Origin of the sequence: Micromonospora craterilacus (genome assembly GCF_003236315.1) — a bacterium.
Taxonomy (GTDB): Bacteria; Actinomycetota; Actinomycetes; order Mycobacteriales; family Micromonosporaceae; genus Micromonospora; species Micromonospora craterilacus.
This window is the reverse complement of sequence record NZ_POTY01000061.1, coordinates 13,392-29,706: the sequence shown is the minus strand read 5'-3', so window position 1 is coordinate 29,706 and position 16,315 is coordinate 13,392. Positions and strand designations below refer to the sequence as shown.

Here is a 16,315-nt window from a genome sequence, read left to right as displayed (position 1 = left end):
GCATCGCGCTCACCGCGCTGGTGTCGCTGGCCACCCCCGTACTGGCCCGGTTCGACGACGAGGTGCCCGACGCGCCACCCGACGACCTGGTCGGCATCGAGGAACGCCAGGCCAGGGCCGCCGGCACGGCGAGCGTCTTCGTCGTCCCGTCGATCGCCGTCGAGCTGCTCGACTCCGCAGCGCTGCGCGGCCGGGACATCGGCGGCGTACAGCTGATCGGTTCCACCGCCGCCCCACTGCCCCCGGCGGTCGCGGCCCGGCTGGCCGAGGCGTTCCCGCAGGCCACCATCGTCAACTACTACACCTCCACCGAGGCGGCCCCGGCCCAGACCACCATGATCTACGACCCGTCCCGCCGGAACGCGGTCGGTCGGCCGGTCGGCGGCCAGCTGATGGTCGCCGACGCCGACGGCAACCCGCTGCCCGCCGGGACGACCGGCGACGTGTGGCTGCGTGCCCCCTTCCCCCGCGCCTACTACCGCGACGAGACCGCCAACCGGGTCACCTTCCGGGACGGGTGGGTACGCATGGGCGACGTCGGCCGGGTCGACGCCGACGGCTACCTGTACCTCACCGACCGGCACCAGGACGTGATCAAGACCGGCGCGTTCAAGGTCTCCACCCTCGAGGTCGAAGCGGCGCTGCACGAACACCCCCTGGTCGCCCAGGCCGCCGTCGTCGGCGTCCCGCATCCGGTGCTCGGCTCGGCGGTGGCCGCCGCCGTCGTACCCCGGCCGTCGGCCGGCGCGGACGGGCTGTCCCTGCCGGTGCTGCGCGGCTTCCTCGCCGACCGGCTGGCCGACTACCAGCTGCCCGCCCGGCTCCTGCTGCTGGACCAGCTGCCCCGCAACGAGGGCGGCAAGGTGCTCAAGCGGCAGCTCACCGACCTGTTCGAGAACTGACCACCAGCATGACCATGGGAGAGCATGTGGGCACCGCCGAGGCGACCTCCGCACAACACGCCGTCTGGTTCACCGAGCAGGCCGGGGTGGCCGGCACGGCGTACCACATGGCGTTGGGCGTACGGTTCGCCGCCGAACTCGACCGTCGGGCCCTCGTCGCGGCGTGTGCCGCGCTGGCCGAACAGCACCCGGTGCTGTGCGCCCGGATCGCCGGCGACGACGACGGCACCCCCCGCCTGGCACCGGCGGACACCCGCCCGGCGGTCACCTTCGGCGAGCTGACCGATGCGCGCATCGCGGAGGAGATCGCCCGCCCGTACCACCTGCGGACCGGACCGTTGGCCCGGTTCACCCTGCTGACCGGCGCAGACGGCACGCACCTGCTCCTGGTCACCGCCCACCACCTGGCCTTCGACGGTACGTCCAAGGATGTGCTGGCCCGGGATCTGGCCGCCGCGTACGCCGCCGCCCACACCGGGCGCCCGGTGGTGGCCGCGCCCGGCGCCGACGGGTACGCGGACCTGGCCGCCGCCGAACAGCAGCGCGTCGCCGCCGACCTGCCCGCCGCCCGCGCCTACTGGGCCCGGCACTGGTCCGGCCCGGGTGACATCGCCCTGCCCGGTCTGCGTCGGCTGCCCACTGGTGCGGAGCCCGGCGCCGCGGTGACCGTCGAACTGCCCGCCGAGCTGGTCGACGGCGTGGGCCGGGCCGCCGGGTCACTCGGGGTGACCCGCTTCGAGCTGCTGTTCGCCGTCCTGCACGCCCTGCTCGCCCGGTACGGCAACCAGGGCACCCCCGTCGGGCTGGCCCTGTCCACCCGTACCCCGGAGCAGGCCGACCGGATCGGGCTGTTCGTCAACGAGCTGCCGGTCACCGCCGACCCGGCCGAGGGAACCTTCCGCGACCATGCCCACGCGGTCCGGGCCCGGCTGCGCGAGGCGTACCGGTACCGCGCCGTGCCGCTGGCCCACGCCGTGTCCGGCCTGCGGCCCGCGCCGGCGTTGACGCCGATCAGCATCGGCTACCGGCGGCGCGGCGACGAACCGGTCTTCCCCGGGGTGGCCAGCGAGGTCGAGTGGACCCTGTTCTGCGGGGCCGCCCGCAACGCCCTGCACGTACAGATCGTGGACGCGCCGACCGGCATCACGGTCAGCCTCCAGCACAGCCCCGCCGCCATCGACACCGACGCGGTACGCCGGATCGGCGGGCACCTGCGCACCATGCTCGCCGCCGTGGTCGCCGATCCCGACCGGCCGGCGGCCGAGCTGCCGGTGCTTCCCGCCGACGAACTCGACCAGGTCACCGGCGGCTGGAACGACACCGCCCGGGCGTACCCCGTCGGGGTGACCGTGCCGGCCCTGTTCGCCGACCGGGTCGCCGCGGACCGGGCCGCGGCGGCGGTGGTCGATGGCGACCGGACGCTGAGCTACGCCCAGCTCGACGCCGCCACCGCCCGGCTCGCCGCGCTGCTGCGGCAGCGCGACGTCGGCCCGGGCACGCTCGTCGCCGTCGCCCTGGACCGGTCCTGGCAGGCGGTGGTGGCCATGCTGGCGGTGTGGCGGTGCGGTGCCGGCTACCTGCCGATCGACCCCGGCCACCCGCCGGCCCGCCAGGATGCGGTCCTCGCCGACGCCGGCCCGGCGCTGGTCGTGGCGGCGACCGCCGCCGATTCGCCGTGGCCCACGCTCGCTCTCGACCGGGTCGACCTGCTCGACGGCCCGACTCCGGCGGAACCCGCCGCCGCGTCGCCGACCCCGGCCGACCTCGCGTACCTGCTCTACACCTCCGGCTCCACCGGCCGGCCCAAGGGCGTGGCGGTGCACCACGGGGCGTTGGCCAACCTGCTGCTCGGCGTGCGGGACCTGCTGGGCAGCGGCCCGCAGCACCGGTGGCTGCACCTCACCTCGCTTTCGTTCGACATCTCCACCGTGGAGGTGTTCCTGCCGTTGGTCACCGGGGGCCGGGTGGTCGTCGCCTCGGCCGTCAGCGCGCTGGACGGCGCGGGCGTGCTGCGGCTGATCCGCACCGCCGGCGTGACCCACGCCCAGGCCACCCCGTCGGGCTGGCGGGTGCTGCTGGAGGCCGGCCTCGGCGGGCCCGCCCCGGACGCCGCCGGAATCACCCCGCCACCGTTGGTCGCGGTCGCCGGCGGCGAGGCGTTGCCGGTCGCCCTCGCCCGGGACCTGCGGGCCCGCACCACCCGACTGATCAACGGGTACGGGCCGACGGAGGCGACCGTGTACGCGACGATGGCGGACATCCCCGTCGACCCCGACGAGGTGACCATCGGCCGGCCGCTGCCCAACGTGCGGGCGTACCTGCTGGACGAGACGCGCCGGCCGGTGCCGGTCGGGCTGCCCGGTGAGCTGTACCTGGCCGGCGCCGGGCTGGCCGTCGGCTACCTGGGGCGGGACGACCTCACCGCCGAGCGGTTCGTGCCGGACCCGTTCGGGTCGGTCGGGGAGCGGCTCTACCGCACCGGCGACCGCTGCCGGTGGCTGCCGGACGGGCGGATCGAGTTCCTCGGCCGCACCGACCACCAGGTCAAGATCCGGGGCCACCGGATCGAACTGGGGGAGATCGAGGCCCGGCTCCTCGACCATCCCGACGTGGCCGGGGCGGTCACGATGCTTCGGCGGGAGACCGACGAGCCCCGCCTCGTCGCGTACGTGGTGGCCCGGGCGGGTGCCGCTCCGGAGCCGGCGGAGCTGCGCCGGCACCTGGCGCTGAGCCTGCCCCAGGCCGTGCTGCCCACCGACTACGTAACGCTCGACCGGTTGCCGCTGAGCCCGAACGGCAAGGTCGACCGGGCCGCCCTGCCCGCTCCCACGCCCCGGGACAGCGCGGATCCGCCCCAGGACGCGGACCCGGGCACCGTCGGCACCGGGGGAGCGGACCCGGTGGTGGAGCAGCTGCGGCTGATCTGGCAGGAGGTGCTGCGGATCCCCGACGTCGGCGTGCACGAGGACCTGTTCGACCTGGGCGGGCACTCGCTGCACATCACCCGGATCAGCGGCCGGATCCAGCAGCGACTCGGGGTCGAGGTGCCGCTCGACGCCTTCTTCGACACCCCGACCATCGCCGAGATCGCCGAGATCGTCCGGCAGTCCGGAAAGGAGTTCTGAGCATGGGCACCAGCGAACTGCGCGAACGGATCGCGGAGCTGGTCGGCGAGGCGACGGGCGGGGAGGTCTCGCCGGCCGACGTGCTCGCCGGAGGGTCGATGATCGCCCTCGGCGTCGACTCCCTCGGACTGCTGCGCCTGGTCGACGCGATCGAGCTGGAGTACGACGTCGAGGTCGAGCTGAACGGTCCCGGCCGCCCACTGGACACCATCGACGACCTGGTGGCGCTGCTGACCGCCGCCGGTTCCGACGTCGGGTAGCCCAGCTCAGCCGGTCACCACGAGTTTGCCGAGGGTGTGCCGGCGGACGAAGTCGGTGAGGGCCCGTACGCCGTCGTCGAGCGGGTAGCGGCGACCGATCGTCGGGGTCAGCTCGGCGACCTCGCGCATCCCGCCGAGGCGGCCGTCCACGTCGAGCACTAGCTGGAAGAGCACGTCGTCGCGGTCCAGGTATTCCGGCTTCGGCATCGGGAAGGTGATCGTGTACAGCCGCCCGCCGGGCCGCAGTGCGCGCCCGACCCGCTGGAGCCGGTCGCTGGGCAGCACCAGGTTGAACGCCAGGTCCACCCCGCTCGGGTAGTCCCCGTCGTAGCCGATGACCTCGGTGGCGCCCCTCGCGCGCAGCGGCTCGACGTCCTCCGGCCGTCCGGTGGCGATCACCGTGGCGCCGGTCAGCAGCGGCAGCAGGGTGGTGCCGACGCCACCGCTGGCGCCGATGACCAGGATGGTGTCGTCCGGCTTCGGGGCGGCGGTGGCGATCAGGGCGCGGGCGGTGAGGCCGACGGTCGGCAGCGCGGCCGCGTCGGCGACGTCCAGGCCGGCTGGTCGGTGCGCGATGAACGGGGTGTCCGCCTCGAACACGGCGTACTCGGCGAGGGTCCCGGTGGTCAGGCTCGGCCGGCCGGCGCCGGCGATCGCCTTCAGTGCGCGGGGGATGGCGTGCCCGAAGACCTCGTCTCCCATCTGGTACCCGGTGACGCCGGCACCGACCTCGCTGACGGTTCCGGCGAAGTCGTTGCCGGGGATGTGCGGGAAGGTGAGTTCGGCGACGCCCCGGTAGTCGCCACCGGGTAGCCGGACGTCGACGGGGTTGATCGACGCGGCGGCGATCCGTACCTGGATCTGGCCGGGACCCGGGCGGGGAATCGGTACCTCGGCGATGGTGAACCGCTCGGGTGGCCCGTAGCCGGTCGCGACAACAGCCTTCATGTCTTCCTCGCAATCAAACGGACCGTGCGGTCAGGTTAGGCATAACCGGACCGGCGGGTCAACTTGTTAGGCTGTTTCCCGTGCCCACCCCCGACCGCCCACTACGCGCCGATGCCGCGCGCAACCGGGCGTCGTTGCTGGCCGCGGCGGAGGCGGAGTTCGCCGAGCGGGGCCTGGCGGCGTCCGTCGCGGACATCGCACGGCGGGCGGGCATCGGCAAGGGGACGGTGTTCCGGCACTTTCCGACCAAGGAGGACCTGCTCGCGGCGGTCGTGCTCGATCGGGTCGACGGGCTCACCGCGCTGGCGCGACGGCTGGCGACGGTCGCCGACGCCGGTGCCGCGCTGCTGGAGTTCCTCGACGCCGCGGCCAGCCGGCAGCAGCAACTGGACCTGTCGTTCCTGCGGGATGCCGGCGACCTCAACGACCGGCTGACCGAGTCCCGTGGCCGCCTCTTCGAGGAGATCACCGTGCTGGTCGAGCGCGCCCAGGCGGCCGGCGCGCTCCGGGCCGACATCACCGCGACGGACGTGATCCTGCTGATGTGCGCGCCGAGCCACGTGGTCAGCTTCGTGCCCGATGCGCCGCCGCAGTTGTGGCGGCGCTATCTGGGGATCATCTTCGACGGGCTCCGGCCGTACGGGGCCAGTCCGCTGCCCCAGCCCGCACCGGACGCGGCACCGGATCCTCGGCTCGATCAGGTCGGGATCCTCCCGCACTGACCCACCGGCCGTCAGGCCGGACCGTCCCGGCCGGGCAGGCCGCTCGGTGACCTGCTGCTCAGCACCGCACGGGAGGCGTTCACCCACGGATTCCAACTCATGGCGGCGGTGAGCGCCGTGCTGATGGTGGTCATGTCGGTGCTCGTCGCGGCCATCCTCGGGCGCTTTCGTCCGTCCAGATAAAAGTTCGCACTTCTGGTGCGGAACTATCGACTGTGGACGTCGTCTGCGGATATCCTCCTGGCCAAACAGCCGTCGATGTGAGGATGCGATGTCCCGTCGAACCGGAAGGCCCTCCTACCTGCTCAACCCACCGTCGCAGCGGCGACGGCCCAGCCCGAGGATGGTCGTCGGCGCCGTCGCGGCGGCGTTGGTGGTGGGCCTGGTCGGTGGCCTGATCGGCTTCGTCGTGGGGCGGCCGGGCCCGACCGAGTCGAGCATCGCGGACCTGCACGAGGCGGAGGCCGAGCGCGACGTCCAGCAGATCATCGAGCTGACCGAGATGGCGCGTCGGACCAGGGACGAACTCTCGCCGATCCTCCTGGCCGTGAAGCAGGAAACGGAATCCGGACGCACGCCCGAGGCGTCTCAGGTCCGCCAGTGGCAGCAGACCATGCGCCGGCTGACCGAGCAGTTCGAGAACCCGCCCTCGGGCACGACCGCGACCAACGTCGCCCGCAGCGGCCTACGCAGTGCGGTGGAACAGGCCGCCGTCGCGGTCGACTCGGTCGCCCTGATCGCGGCCGGCCCCGCCGCCGTGCGCGACGATCAGCTGGCGCTGGCCGCGCGGCAGGCCGACCTCGCCACCGCCACGTGGTCGGTGGCCGCGACGCAGCTCGACCAGATCAACATCGATGCGGAGCAGGGTCACCAACACGTGTACCTGAACACCGGTGCCGGAGACGGCGGCATCAGCCCGGACGGGGCGGCCGAAGGCTCCCACGGCTGACAGCCGCGCCCATGATCCATCCCGATCTTCCCGGTTTGCCGGCGCACCACCGAAAGGTTCGAGTGGTCACCTAACGCGCCTGGAGTGATCTTTCGAAACAGGCTTGTATCACCCGGCAACCGGCCCGTTGCCGTGGTGGCGATCTCCTGGAACACGCCGTTCGTACGGTCCGCTCGCGCTGATCTGACGGCGCGAAGAGGAGAGTCGCAGATGGCCCGTTTCGCACCCCTGCGGGGGCGAGTCCGACTGACGGCCGCGGTGTCGGCCGCCGCCCTTGCCGGCTGCATCGCCGCATCCGGTCTGATGGTCACTTCCGCCGCCGCCGAGCCTATCGAAGAATCGACAAACTCAGCAGAATTCACCGTCGAGAGTTTGCCGGACGGCGGGTCGCGGGTGACGCTGCGGCTCGACGAGCCGCTGCCGGTACGCGACGCGGCCCCGGAACTCGCCGTCGACGGCCACGTCATCGGGGCGGCGCAGGAGTCGCCCGACGGGCTCAGCCTGGTGGTGGAGACCACCGACCCCGGCGTCGCCGGGGCGAAGCGCGTCGAGGTCGCGTGGAACGGTGTGGTGCCCGGTTCGGCGGCCTCGACCCGGCGGTCGGCCGCCGCCCCGATCACCCCGAAGGGCCTACAGAAGAAGCAGCTCTACACCGATCCGGCGCAGCCCGGGCCGTACCAGGTCGAGCGGCTGGACTACGACCTCGGCGACACCGCCACCACGCTCTCCGGCCTCAGCGATCTGCCCGCCGAGATCCGCGGCGCGGTCTACGCCCCGACCGGGGCGAAGGGCCCGCGGCCAGTGGTGATCTTCCTGCACGGCCGGCACTCGGCCTGCTACAACCCGACCACCCGGGGAACCAACAACACCAACTGGCCGTGTGCGACCGGCTTCATCTCGATCGACAGCTACCTCGGCTACACCGAGACGGCGGAGGCCCTGGCCACGCACGGCTACGTCGTCGTGTCGATCAGCGCCAACGGCATCAACGCCAAGGACGCCAGCTTCACCGACGACAACGGCGCCCTGGCCCGTGGTCAGCTGGTCATGGACAACCTCGACCTGCTGGCCAACTGGAACAAGACCAAGGGGCACCCGCTGTCCGGCCGGCTGGACATGTCGAACGTCGGGCTGATGGGGCACTCCCGGGGCGGTGAGGGCGTGGTCGAGGCCGCGCTGCTCAACGCCGAGCGCAAGCACCCGTACGGCATCCGGGCTGTGCTGCCGCTCGCCCCCGTCGACTTCGGCCGGCCGACGCTGCCGGACGTGCCGATGGCGGTGCTGCTGCCGTACTGCGACGGTGACGTCTCCAACCAGCAGGGGCAGCACTTCTACGACGACACCCGCTACTCGGTGCCGGACGACGTGCTGCGCTCCTCCCTCATGATCATGGGAGCGAACCACAACTTCTTCAACACCGAGTGGACGCCGGGGGTCTCCATCGCGCCGTCGAACGACGACTGGTCGCCGGCCAGCGACGAGGTGTGCGGCAGCGCCGCTCCGACCCGGCTGACCAGCGCCGAGCAGCGGGCCGTCGGGACCGTGTACATGGCCGGGTTCTTCCGGCTCGTGCAGGGCGGGGAGACCGAGTTCCTGCCGCTGTTCGACGGCCGCAACGGCACCGTGCCGTCGGCGGGCCGCGCCGAGGTGCACGCCCAGGCCCAGCAGCCCGGCTCGCGCCGGCTCGACCTCGCCCCGCTGGAGAGCCCGGCGGCGAACGTCTCGGTGACCGGCTTCGACCTGGGCGCCTACTGCTACAGCGTGGCGGCACGGGTACGCCCCGGCGACACCCCGTGCTCGGCGACCACCGCCACCTCCAAGGTCCCGCACTGGACGCCGGCCACGTTCGCTCCGGCGGTCCCGATCAGCCCGGTGCTGCGCCTGCAGTGGAGCGAGTCCTCGACGGCTCCCGAGGTGCGGGTGGCGTTCGGCCCGGGCGAGGGGAACGTCAAGAAGTACGACGCGCTCACCTTCCGGGTGGCCCGCGACGAGTCGGCGGTCGGTGACGTCGACCTCGCCGTCACCCTGGTCGACAAGAAGGGCGCCTCGGCCACCGTACGGGTCGGCGACGTCAGCCCGGCGCTGACCCCGTTCCCGGTGTCGACGAACACATCGAACGGGATCAGCCGGCTGGGCAAGACCTGGCTGCGTACCGTCCGGCTGCCGGTCTCCTCACTGTCCGGGGTGGATGTGACCAGCGTCCGTTCGCTTACCGTCCGGCCGGCCTCCTCGACCGGTGGGGCGTACCTGTCCGACATCGCGTTCGACAGCCCGGGTGTCGGCCGCGGTGGTGCCACCTCGGCGGTCCAGGTCAGCATCGACGACGCCACGGTGGCCGAGGGCGACGGTCCGGGCACCGCCACGATGCGGCTGGCGTTGAGCGGGAAGCTGAAGGCGGCGGCCACCGTGCAGGTCCAGACGGCGGCGAGCGGATCGTCTTCCGCCGGGCAGGTGCCGGCGCAGTCGTTCCCGGTCACCATCTCGAAGGGGGCCACCGGGGCGACGATCCAGGTGCCGCTCGTCGGGAACACGATCGTCAACACCGCCTCGCTCCGTTACAAGATCACGATCTCGGCGCCGGTCGGCGTCGTGATCGGTGACGGGTTCGCCTGGCTGACCGTGCTCGACGACGACCCGGCCTGACCACGACCGCGCGGTGGGGTCGGTCAGCCTCCGACCGACCCCACCGCGCGACCGCCGGCCGGCGGACCGGCCGCTGGTGGTCAGAGGATCGTGCGCAGGACGGGTATCCGGCGGATCGGTATCGCGGCGGCGATGCTGACCACCATGGCGAGGGCCGCGACGATGGCGAAGGTGGCCAGCACGGGCAGACCGGCGTGGGCGAACGCGAACTGGAGGGCCACCACGACCGGTAGGTGGACGATGTAGATCGTGTAGGAGCTGCCGGCCATGGCGCGGCTGAGCCGATTGTGGCCGGTGAACGTGTCCCGGAAGAGCGTGAGCAGCCCGACGCTCAGTCCGACACAGAGGGTCACCTCGACGAGGGTCCAGCTGGCCGAGGCCAGGGAGGCGCCGCCGGTGGCGAAGTAGGCGGTGTCGGTGCCGGTGACGAACAGCCCCGCGGCCAGGGCCAGGCCGACCGCCAGCCAGGTGTATCCGGTACGGCGGGGCAGTCGGGTCAGCCAGTCGTGCCGGTAGGCCAGGACCCCGGCGGCGAAGAACGCGGTGTACTGGACCAGGCGGGCCGGTTCGGCCTGGATGAACTCGAACAGCGGAACCCACTCGTCGAGCGGGTAGCGGATCCGGACGAGGAATGCCGCCACGGCCAGGGCGAGGGTGAAGGCGAGCAGGGCACGGTGACCGGGAACCCGGGTCAGCCAGTCCGGTGCCGGCCGGCGCCGTCGGTGTCCCTGGAGTCGGCGGGCCAGGCCGGCCACCGCTCGGCAGGCGAGGTAGAGCAGGCTGAAGGCGAGCAGGTTCTGGATGAACCAGAGGTGCCCGAACTGTAGGTCCGGCCAGATCGGGCCGGTCCAGTCGGCCGGCTGCGGGCCGAAGCCGAGGAACACGTCCAGGTAGTAGCGGCCGAATGAGATCGGTGGGTAGCCGCGGTACTGGACGTAGTAGGTGTACATCAGGGCCGGGATGATCGTGGCGGAGCCGACCAGGAACGGCAGGCCGAGGCGCTTGAGTCGGCCGCGGGCGAGCCCCCAACCGCCCTTGCGGTCCACCGAGTGGGGCACCAGGTAGGCGGCGACGAAGAACAACAGGCTCATCCGGAACGCCCCACCGACCGCCGACACCGTGGCCAGCGCGTCGCTCTGCTGGTCACCACGGAAGTACCACCAGTCCGTCGGCCCGTACGCCTGGGCGGCGTGGTGGAGCACCACCATCAGGATCATCGTCACCCGAAGGTTGTCCAGGTAATACAGATGCGGACGGCGCTGCCCGGTGTCGGGCGGGTCGGCTGGTGGCGCGGCCGGGTCGATCGCGGCGGAATTGTTCATGTGTTCAACGTACTGAACGCATGTTTAGTCAGGGATGGGGTGACACCCGGGGATCGGACTGGGGGAGAACCCCGAGCGTTGCTCGCCGGCACCGCCCAGCGGCCCGCTCCGAGCCGATGTCATACCGTTCGTGGTATGCGAGCGATGCCGGCATCGGACCTGACCGGGCGGGCGCGGCTGCGCGAGGCCGCGCTGCGGCTGTTCGCCGAGCGCGGTTTCGCGGCGACCTCGGCCCGGGCGGTGGCCGCCGCGGCCGGCTTGTCGCCTGCCCTGGTGATCCACCATTTCGGCTCGAAGGAGGGGCTGCGCGCCGCCGTGGACGAGGACGTCCTGGGCCGGATCGGCGCCGCGCTTCGCGACCTCGACGGTGGCACCGAGGATCTGATGGCCTCGCTCGGGGTGGTGTCCGCCCGGATGTTCGGCGCCGATCCGGTGCTGCGCGGGTACCTGCGGCGGGTGCTGCTGGAGGACAGCCCGGCCAGTGCCGCCCTGTTCGCCCGCCTGCTGGCCGGTGCCCGCGCCGAACTGGACCGGCTCACCGCCGCCGAAGGCGGCCGGTCCGGCGGCGAGACGGAATGGGCGCCGTTCCAGATGCTCTGCCTGATCCTGGGACCGCTGCTGCTGGAACCGGTCATGCAGCCCAACGTGGACCGGCCCATGTTCGACCCGGAGGTGCTGGCCGGTCGTAGCGCCGCGAACCAGCGGCTGCTGCGGCACGGACTGTTCGGCCAGCCGCCCTCCATCGCCGACAGCCAGCCCGGCGACTGACCGCTGCCGCCGACCGCCGGCCGCCCTGATGCACCGCCACGATGCGAATTTGTCCTCCGCCGGGCTCGGCAGGGCGTGCTATTCATGGGGCAGACTCTCGCCCCGCCGAAGGAGTGCGACATGGCAACCCAGGTGCGTGACCTGCTGGCCGAGGCACGGTCGGCGGGGCGGTTGGACGGGCTGCACGGGGTGGTGGCGATCCGCGGTGGCCAGACCCTGCTGGAGCACTACGACGCAGGTGCGGACTTCACCTGGGGCACCTCGCTGGGTGTCGTCGAGTTCGGACCCGAGACGTTGCACGACCTGCGCTCGGTGACCAAGAGCGTGACCGCGTTGCTGTACGGCATCGCGCTCGGTGAGGGCCTGGTCCCGCACCCCGCCGAGCCGCTGCTGCGACAGTTCCGGGAGCACGCCGACCTGGCGGCCGACCCCGAACGGGCCCGGCTCACCGTCGAGCACGCGCTGACCATGTCCCTCGGGCTGGAATGGCGCGAAGACTTCCCGTACGACAGCCCGGCAAACTCCGAGATCGCGATGGAGCTGGCACCGGACCGGTACCGGTACGTGCTGGAGCGACCGATCGTGGAGCCACCCGGTGCCCGGTGGTCCTACTGCGGCGGCGCCACGGCGCTGCTCGGCCGGTTGATCGCCGACGGGACCGGGCAGCCGCTGCCGCAGTTCGCCCGAGCGGCGCTGTTCGCACCGCTGGGGATTGACGACGTCGACTGGACATGCGGCATGGACGGGGTGGCCTCGGCCGCGTCCGGGCTGCGGCTTGCCCCGCGCGACCTCGCCAGGATCGGCGAGCTGGTGCTCGCGGACGGAACGTGGGACGGCCACCAGATCGTCCCCGCGAGCTGGATCCGCACGATGCTCCAGCCTCGCCTGCAGACCCACTGGGGCGCTCGATACGGCTACCACTGGTACCTCGAAACCATCGCGGGCCACCGACTGGTGGCCGGTACGGGCAACGGCGGCCAACGCCTCGTCGTCCTGCCCGACCTGGACCTCACCGTGGCGATCACCGCCGGCAACTACGACGACCCCGACCAGTGGCGCACCCCGGTGGCCCTGATCGAGCACGTCATCCTGCCCGCCACGGAGTGACGGCGCGCCGCATTCGCGCGGCACCGACGGAACCGGCACCGGCACCCCGGTTGAGCAGGTGTGAAACCCTCTCCACGCGGTCGTGGCGCACACGCCGCGACGGCTCGCTCCCACCGTGGCGCGAGCCGCCGGGCAGGAGCCCGGTTCCGGATGGAAGGTGGGCGGGGCGGTGGCACGGTTCAAGATGTCGCGGCGGCAGGTCCTGACGCATGGCGTAACGGCGGCGGGCGCGTTGGTGACCGGCAGCGCGGCCACGGTCGCGGTGAGTCGATGGGCCGGCCAGGGCGAGATCCCGGCCGCCAGTCCGTCCGGAGCGCTGCTCGACGACGCGAGCCGGCTCAACCCGACAGCCGTGCGGGGAGTCCTCTTCGCGGAGAGTTCGGCGGCCGCCACCACCCAGGCCGTCACGCCGCTGCTGCGCCGGATCGCCGCCGGCGAGGACCCGCCGCTGGCGATCGCCGGGGTACGCCATTCCATGGGCCGGCAGAGCCTGCTCCCGGGCGGCTGGGTGCTGGACACCCGGCCGATGAACGAGGTCTCGCTGGACAGCGCGGCCGGCGTGGTACGCGTGGGCGCCGGCGCGACCTGGCGCGAGATCATCCCGGTGCTCAACGCGGCCGGCTTCGCACCCAAGGTGATGCAGTCCAACCACGACTTCACGGTGGGCGGCTCGCTGAGCGTCAACTGTCACGGCTGGCACGCCAACCATCCGCCGATCGCGGCCAGCGTACGCAGCCTCCGGCTGCTCACCGCCACCGGCGACGTGATCACCTGCAATCCGACGGAGAACGTGGAGCAGTTCGGCCTGGTGCTCGGCGGCTACGGCATGTTCGGCCTGATCCTCGACGCCGACCTCGATGTCTGGCCCAACGCGATGTACCGCCCGCACTTCACCACCGTCCCCACCCGCGACTACGCGACCACATTCGCCAGGCAGGTGCGCGCGGAGGGTTCACGGGTCGAGATGGCCTACGGTCGACTGTCGGTGGACCCGCGCAACTTCCTGGCGGAGGCCATCCTGGTCGCCTTCGCCCCCGATCCCGACACCCGGGGCGCGGTGCTGCCGCTGACCAGCCCCGCCATGCCCGAGCTGCAACGTGCCGTGTTCCGCAACTCCGCCGGCAGCGACCTGGGCAAGATGCTGCGCTGGAGCGTGGAACGCGAGATGGCGCCCTGGCTGGCCGGGCCGCTGAGCCGCAACAGCATCCTGAACGAGCCGGCGGCGGTCTTCGCCGACCAGTCGACAGCGACGCGCGACATCCTGCACGAGTACTTCGTCCCGCAACAACGACTGTGGGACTTCGTCGAGAAGGCCCGGGGCATCATCGAACGTGGCCGGGTGGAACTGCTCAACGTCACCGTCCGCGACGTACGGCAGGACCGCCGCACCGCACTGGCCTACGCCCGGCAGGACGTCTTCGGGCTGGTGATGAACTTCCGGCAGGAGGGCACCAGCGAGGCCGAGGACCGGATGCGGGCCCTCACCCGGGAGCTGATCGACGCCGCGATCGACGTCGACGGCACGTTCTACCTGCCGTACCGGCTGCACGGCACGGGTGCCCAGCTCCGTCGGGCGTACCCGACCTGGGCGGGGGTCGTAGCGGCCAAACGCCGCCTCGACCCCCGGGAGGTCTTCCGCAACGAGCTGTACAACTCGTACGCCGGTTGACGACTCAGGCCAGGCCGGCGTCGTGGGCGAGCAGGGCGACCTGGGTGCGGTTGGTCAGGTCGAGTTTGGTCAGGATGTGCGAGACGTGCGCCTTGACCGTGGTCAGGCTCATCGCCAGCTCGGTGGCGATCTCGGCGTTGGAGCGGCCGTGGCCGATGGCGACGACGACGTCGCGTTCGCGTGGGGTGAGGGCGGCGAGCGTGGCGCGGGCTCGCTCGTAGGCGGCGGCGCCGGAGGCGACGTGCCGCATGAGTCGGCGGGTCACGGCAGGGGAGAGGACCGGCTCACCGGCTGACGCGGCCCGGACCGCCTGGGTGATCCGGGGCGGTGGCGTGTCCTTGAGCAGGAAGCCGCTGGCGCCTGCCCGCAGCGCCCGGACGATGTGATCGTCGGTGTCGAAGGTGGTCAGCACGATGACCTCGGGTGGGTGGGGGCGGCGGCGGATCCGTTCGGTCGCGGCGATGCCGCTCATGCCGGGCATCCGGATGTCCATCAGCACCACGTCGGGCGAGTGCCGGTCGACCGCGGCGAGCGCCTGCCGGGCGTCGGCCGCCTCGCCGACGACCACGATGCCGTCCGCGCCGTCGAGCATCATGCTGAGCGCGCCACGGACCAGCGGGTCGTCGTCGACGATCAGGACCCGGATCGGTGTCATGCCGGCCACGGTAGCCAGGCGGAGAGCCGGAACTGGCCGGCGGCGTCGGTCCCGTGCGTCAGCCCGCCGCCCGCGATCGCCACTCGTTCGGCCAGGCCGATCAGCCCGGTCCCGGCTCCCGGCGCCGCCGGGCCGGCGGCCACCGTCTGATTGCGTACCACGATGGTCAGCCGCGAGCCGGGAGCACCGGCGAGCGTCAGGTCCACCGCCTGACCGGGGGCGTGCTTGCGCGCGTTGGTGAGCGCCTCCCGCACGATCCGGTACGCGGTGCCGCCGAGCTGCGGCGGCGGGTCGGTGGTGGGGAAGTCGCCGTCGACCCGGACCGGCTGGCCGGCCGCTCGCGCCTCCTCGACCAACTGGGCCACGTCGGCGAGCGACCGCGTCGGCGGGGCATCGCCGTCGGCGTCGTCATCGTCGTCGCGCCGCAGCAGCGTGATCACTTCACGGAGTTCCTCGAGCGCCTGGTGGGCGCTGTCCCGGACGACGGCGGCGGCCGCGGTGAGCCGCTGCGGTGTGGAGTCGGGGCGGTATTCGATCGCTCCCGCGTAGGCGGCGAGCAGGGACAGCCGGTGGGCGAGCACGTCGTGCATCTCGCGGGCAATGCGGGTGCGTTCGGCCTGCCGGGCCTCGGCCACTCGGCGCTGCTGTTCCTGCTCGGCCCGGCGGGCGCGGTCACGCAGGGCGGCCAACAGGTTGCGGCGGGCCTGAAGCCAGTTGCCCCAGCCGAGCAGCGCCGCGTACGCCGCGGTCATCAACAGCAGCCACCATCCGTAGGACAGGCCGGGTGCCGGGCGCCAGAGACCCTGCACCGCCTGCCCGGCCGCGCCGGTGGCGGCCACCACCACCGCCCGGCGAAACGGTCGGGTACGCGCGGCGTGCAGCGCGGCGAAGCTCGCCACCGGGGTGGCCGCCGGGGAGACCGCCGCGAGCAGACCCGCCAGCACACCGCCCGTGACCGGCCGGCGCACGATCCACGCGGTCGCGCCCACGGACAACGCGGCGGTCAACAGGTCGAGCCGGACCAGCGCGGGCGACTCCGCGCGGGTCGTCGTCCACACGGTCAGGCCGACCAGCACGCCGATCGCGGCCACCGAAATCGCCGTCGCGGCGGCCCTCGACCGGAAGTTCACCCAGGTCACGGAGCTCACGTTCAGCAGGCTACCGAGCCGGCGGGCGGCGTCACCACCCACCAAAGATGGTGCTCCCGGCGCGCCGGGGAGGGGGTGGCGGCGCACGTCGGCCGAC

At 72.6% G+C, this 16,315-nt stretch carries 14 protein-coding genes; 9 read left to right on the top strand and 5 right to left on the bottom strand.

Features of this window, described 5'->3' with window-relative positions:
* The 3 genes from C1I95_RS12310 to C1I95_RS12300 form a co-directional block, all read left to right on the top strand.
* Positions 1 to 902, top strand: a 902-nt coding sequence (locus C1I95_RS12310) for a class I adenylate-forming enzyme family protein (RefSeq protein ID WP_233513628.1), incomplete at its 5' end; no start/stop codon positions are given.
* Positions 903 to 916: 14 nt separating this feature from the next.
* Positions 917 to 4,027, top strand: a complete 3,111-nt coding sequence (locus C1I95_RS12305; RefSeq protein ID WP_111213941.1) for a non-ribosomal peptide synthetase — start codon at positions 917 to 919, stop codon at positions 4,025 to 4,027.
* A gap of 2 nt (positions 4,028 to 4,029) precedes the next feature.
* Entirely contained in the window at positions 4,030 to 4,287 is a 258-nt protein-coding gene (locus C1I95_RS12300; RefSeq protein ID WP_111213937.1) for an acyl carrier protein, read from the top strand.
* A gap of 6 nt (positions 4,288 to 4,293) precedes the next feature.
* On the opposite strand, the gene C1I95_RS12295 is transcribed toward C1I95_RS12300, so the two are convergent.
* Positions 4,294 to 5,235: an NADP-dependent oxidoreductase gene (locus tag C1I95_RS12295; RefSeq protein WP_111213936.1), complete on the bottom strand. Its 942-nt coding sequence runs from the start codon at positions 5,233 to 5,235 to the stop codon at positions 4,294 to 4,296.
* An 80-nt stretch (positions 5,236 to 5,315) separates the two neighbouring features.
* On the opposite strand from C1I95_RS12295, the gene C1I95_RS12290 reads away from it, so the two are divergent.
* Entirely contained in the window at positions 5,316 to 5,957 is a 642-nt protein-coding gene (locus tag C1I95_RS12290; protein WP_111213935.1) for a TetR/AcrR family transcriptional regulator, read from the top strand.
* Positions 5,958 to 5,968: 11 nt separating this feature from the next.
* Here the strand turns inward: C1I95_RS12290 and C1I95_RS36905 are convergent, their stop codons facing one another.
* Positions 5,969 to 6,091, bottom strand: coding sequence for a hypothetical protein (locus C1I95_RS36905; RefSeq protein WP_267900696.1), 123 nt, complete (start codon positions 6,089 to 6,091; stop codon positions 5,969 to 5,971).
* A gap of 137 nt (positions 6,092 to 6,228) precedes the next feature.
* Between C1I95_RS36905 and C1I95_RS12285 the strand changes: the two genes are divergently transcribed.
* Positions 6,229 to 6,906 (top strand): hypothetical protein, encoded by a 678-nt coding sequence (locus C1I95_RS12285; protein ID WP_111213934.1) that lies wholly within the window; start codon positions 6,229 to 6,231, stop codon positions 6,904 to 6,906.
* Between the two features lie 372 nt (positions 6,907 to 7,278).
* A complete protein-coding gene (locus tag C1I95_RS12280) occupies positions 7,279 to 9,549 on the top strand; it encodes an alpha/beta hydrolase family protein (protein ID WP_111213933.1) in 2,271 nt (756 codons plus the stop codon).
* An 80-nt stretch (positions 9,550 to 9,629) separates the two neighbouring features.
* On the opposite strand, the gene C1I95_RS12275 is transcribed toward C1I95_RS12280, so the two are convergent.
* Positions 9,630 to 10,871: an acyltransferase family protein gene (locus C1I95_RS12275; protein ID WP_111213932.1), complete on the bottom strand. Its 1,242-nt coding sequence runs from the start codon at positions 10,869 to 10,871 to the stop codon at positions 9,630 to 9,632.
* 135 nt (positions 10,872 to 11,006) lie between these two features.
* Here C1I95_RS12275 and C1I95_RS12270 point away from each other — a divergent pair, with 135 nt between their 5' ends.
* The 3 genes from C1I95_RS12270 (at position 11,007) to C1I95_RS12260 (ending at position 14,415) form a co-directional block, all read left to right on the top strand.
* The gene (locus tag C1I95_RS12270) at positions 11,007 to 11,639 is read left to right on the top strand and encodes a TetR/AcrR family transcriptional regulator (RefSeq protein ID WP_111213931.1); all 633 of its coding nucleotides are present in this window, start codon (positions 11,007 to 11,009) and stop codon (positions 11,637 to 11,639) included.
* A gap of 120 nt (positions 11,640 to 11,759) precedes the next feature.
* Positions 11,760 to 12,746 carry a serine hydrolase domain-containing protein gene (locus tag C1I95_RS12265; protein ID WP_111213930.1) on the top strand — a complete coding sequence of 329 codons (987 nt, stop codon included), beginning with the start codon at positions 11,760 to 11,762 and terminating at the stop codon, positions 12,744 to 12,746.
* A gap of 169 nt (positions 12,747 to 12,915) precedes the next feature.
* Positions 12,916 to 14,415, top strand: a complete 1,500-nt coding sequence (locus tag C1I95_RS12260; RefSeq protein WP_146605702.1) for an FAD-binding oxidoreductase — start codon at positions 12,916 to 12,918, stop codon at positions 14,413 to 14,415.
* 4 nt (positions 14,416 to 14,419) lie between these two features.
* Here C1I95_RS12260 and C1I95_RS12255 read toward each other — a convergent pair whose 3' ends face one another.
* Positions 14,420 to 15,070, bottom strand: coding sequence for a response regulator (locus tag C1I95_RS12255; protein WP_111213940.1), 651 nt, complete (start codon positions 15,068 to 15,070; stop codon positions 14,420 to 14,422).
* Entirely contained in the window at positions 15,067 to 16,218 is a 1,152-nt protein-coding gene (locus tag C1I95_RS12250) for a sensor histidine kinase (protein ID WP_233513627.1), read from the bottom strand. The genes C1I95_RS12255 and C1I95_RS12250 overlap by 4 nt, the downstream gene beginning before the upstream one ends.
* Positions 16,219 to 16,315: the final 97 nt, after the last annotated feature.

Bases quoted from the DNA above. Each gene is read 5' to 3' on its own strand.
- C1I95_RS12270 (WP_111213931.1), top strand. From the start codon at position 11,007: ATGCGAGCGATGCCGGCATCGGACCTGACCGGGCGGGCGCGGCTGCGC.
- C1I95_RS12285 (WP_111213934.1), top strand. From the start codon at position 6,229: ATGTCCCGTCGAACCGGAAGGCCCTCCTACCTGCTCAACCCACCGTCG.
- C1I95_RS12275 (WP_111213932.1), bottom strand. From the start codon at position 10,871: ATGAACAATTCCGCCGCGATCGACCCGGCCGCGCCACCAGCCGACCCG.
- C1I95_RS12305 (WP_111213941.1), top strand. From the start codon at position 917: ATGGGAGAGCATGTGGGCACCGCCGAGGCGACCTCCGCACAACACGCC.
- C1I95_RS12295 (WP_111213936.1), bottom strand. From the start codon at position 5,235: ATGAAGGCTGTTGTCGCGACCGGCTACGGGCCACCCGAGCGGTTCACC.
- C1I95_RS12265 (WP_111213930.1), top strand. From the start codon at position 11,760: ATGGCAACCCAGGTGCGTGACCTGCTGGCCGAGGCACGGTCGGCGGGG.
- C1I95_RS36905 (WP_267900696.1), bottom strand. From the start codon at position 6,091: ATGACCACCATCAGCACGGCGCTCACCGCCGCCATGAGTTGGAATCCG.
- C1I95_RS12255 (WP_111213940.1), bottom strand. From the start codon at position 15,070: ATGACACCGATCCGGGTCCTGATCGTCGACGACGACCCGCTGGTCCGT.
- C1I95_RS12300 (WP_111213937.1), top strand. From the start codon at position 4,030: ATGGGCACCAGCGAACTGCGCGAACGGATCGCGGAGCTGGTCGGCGAG.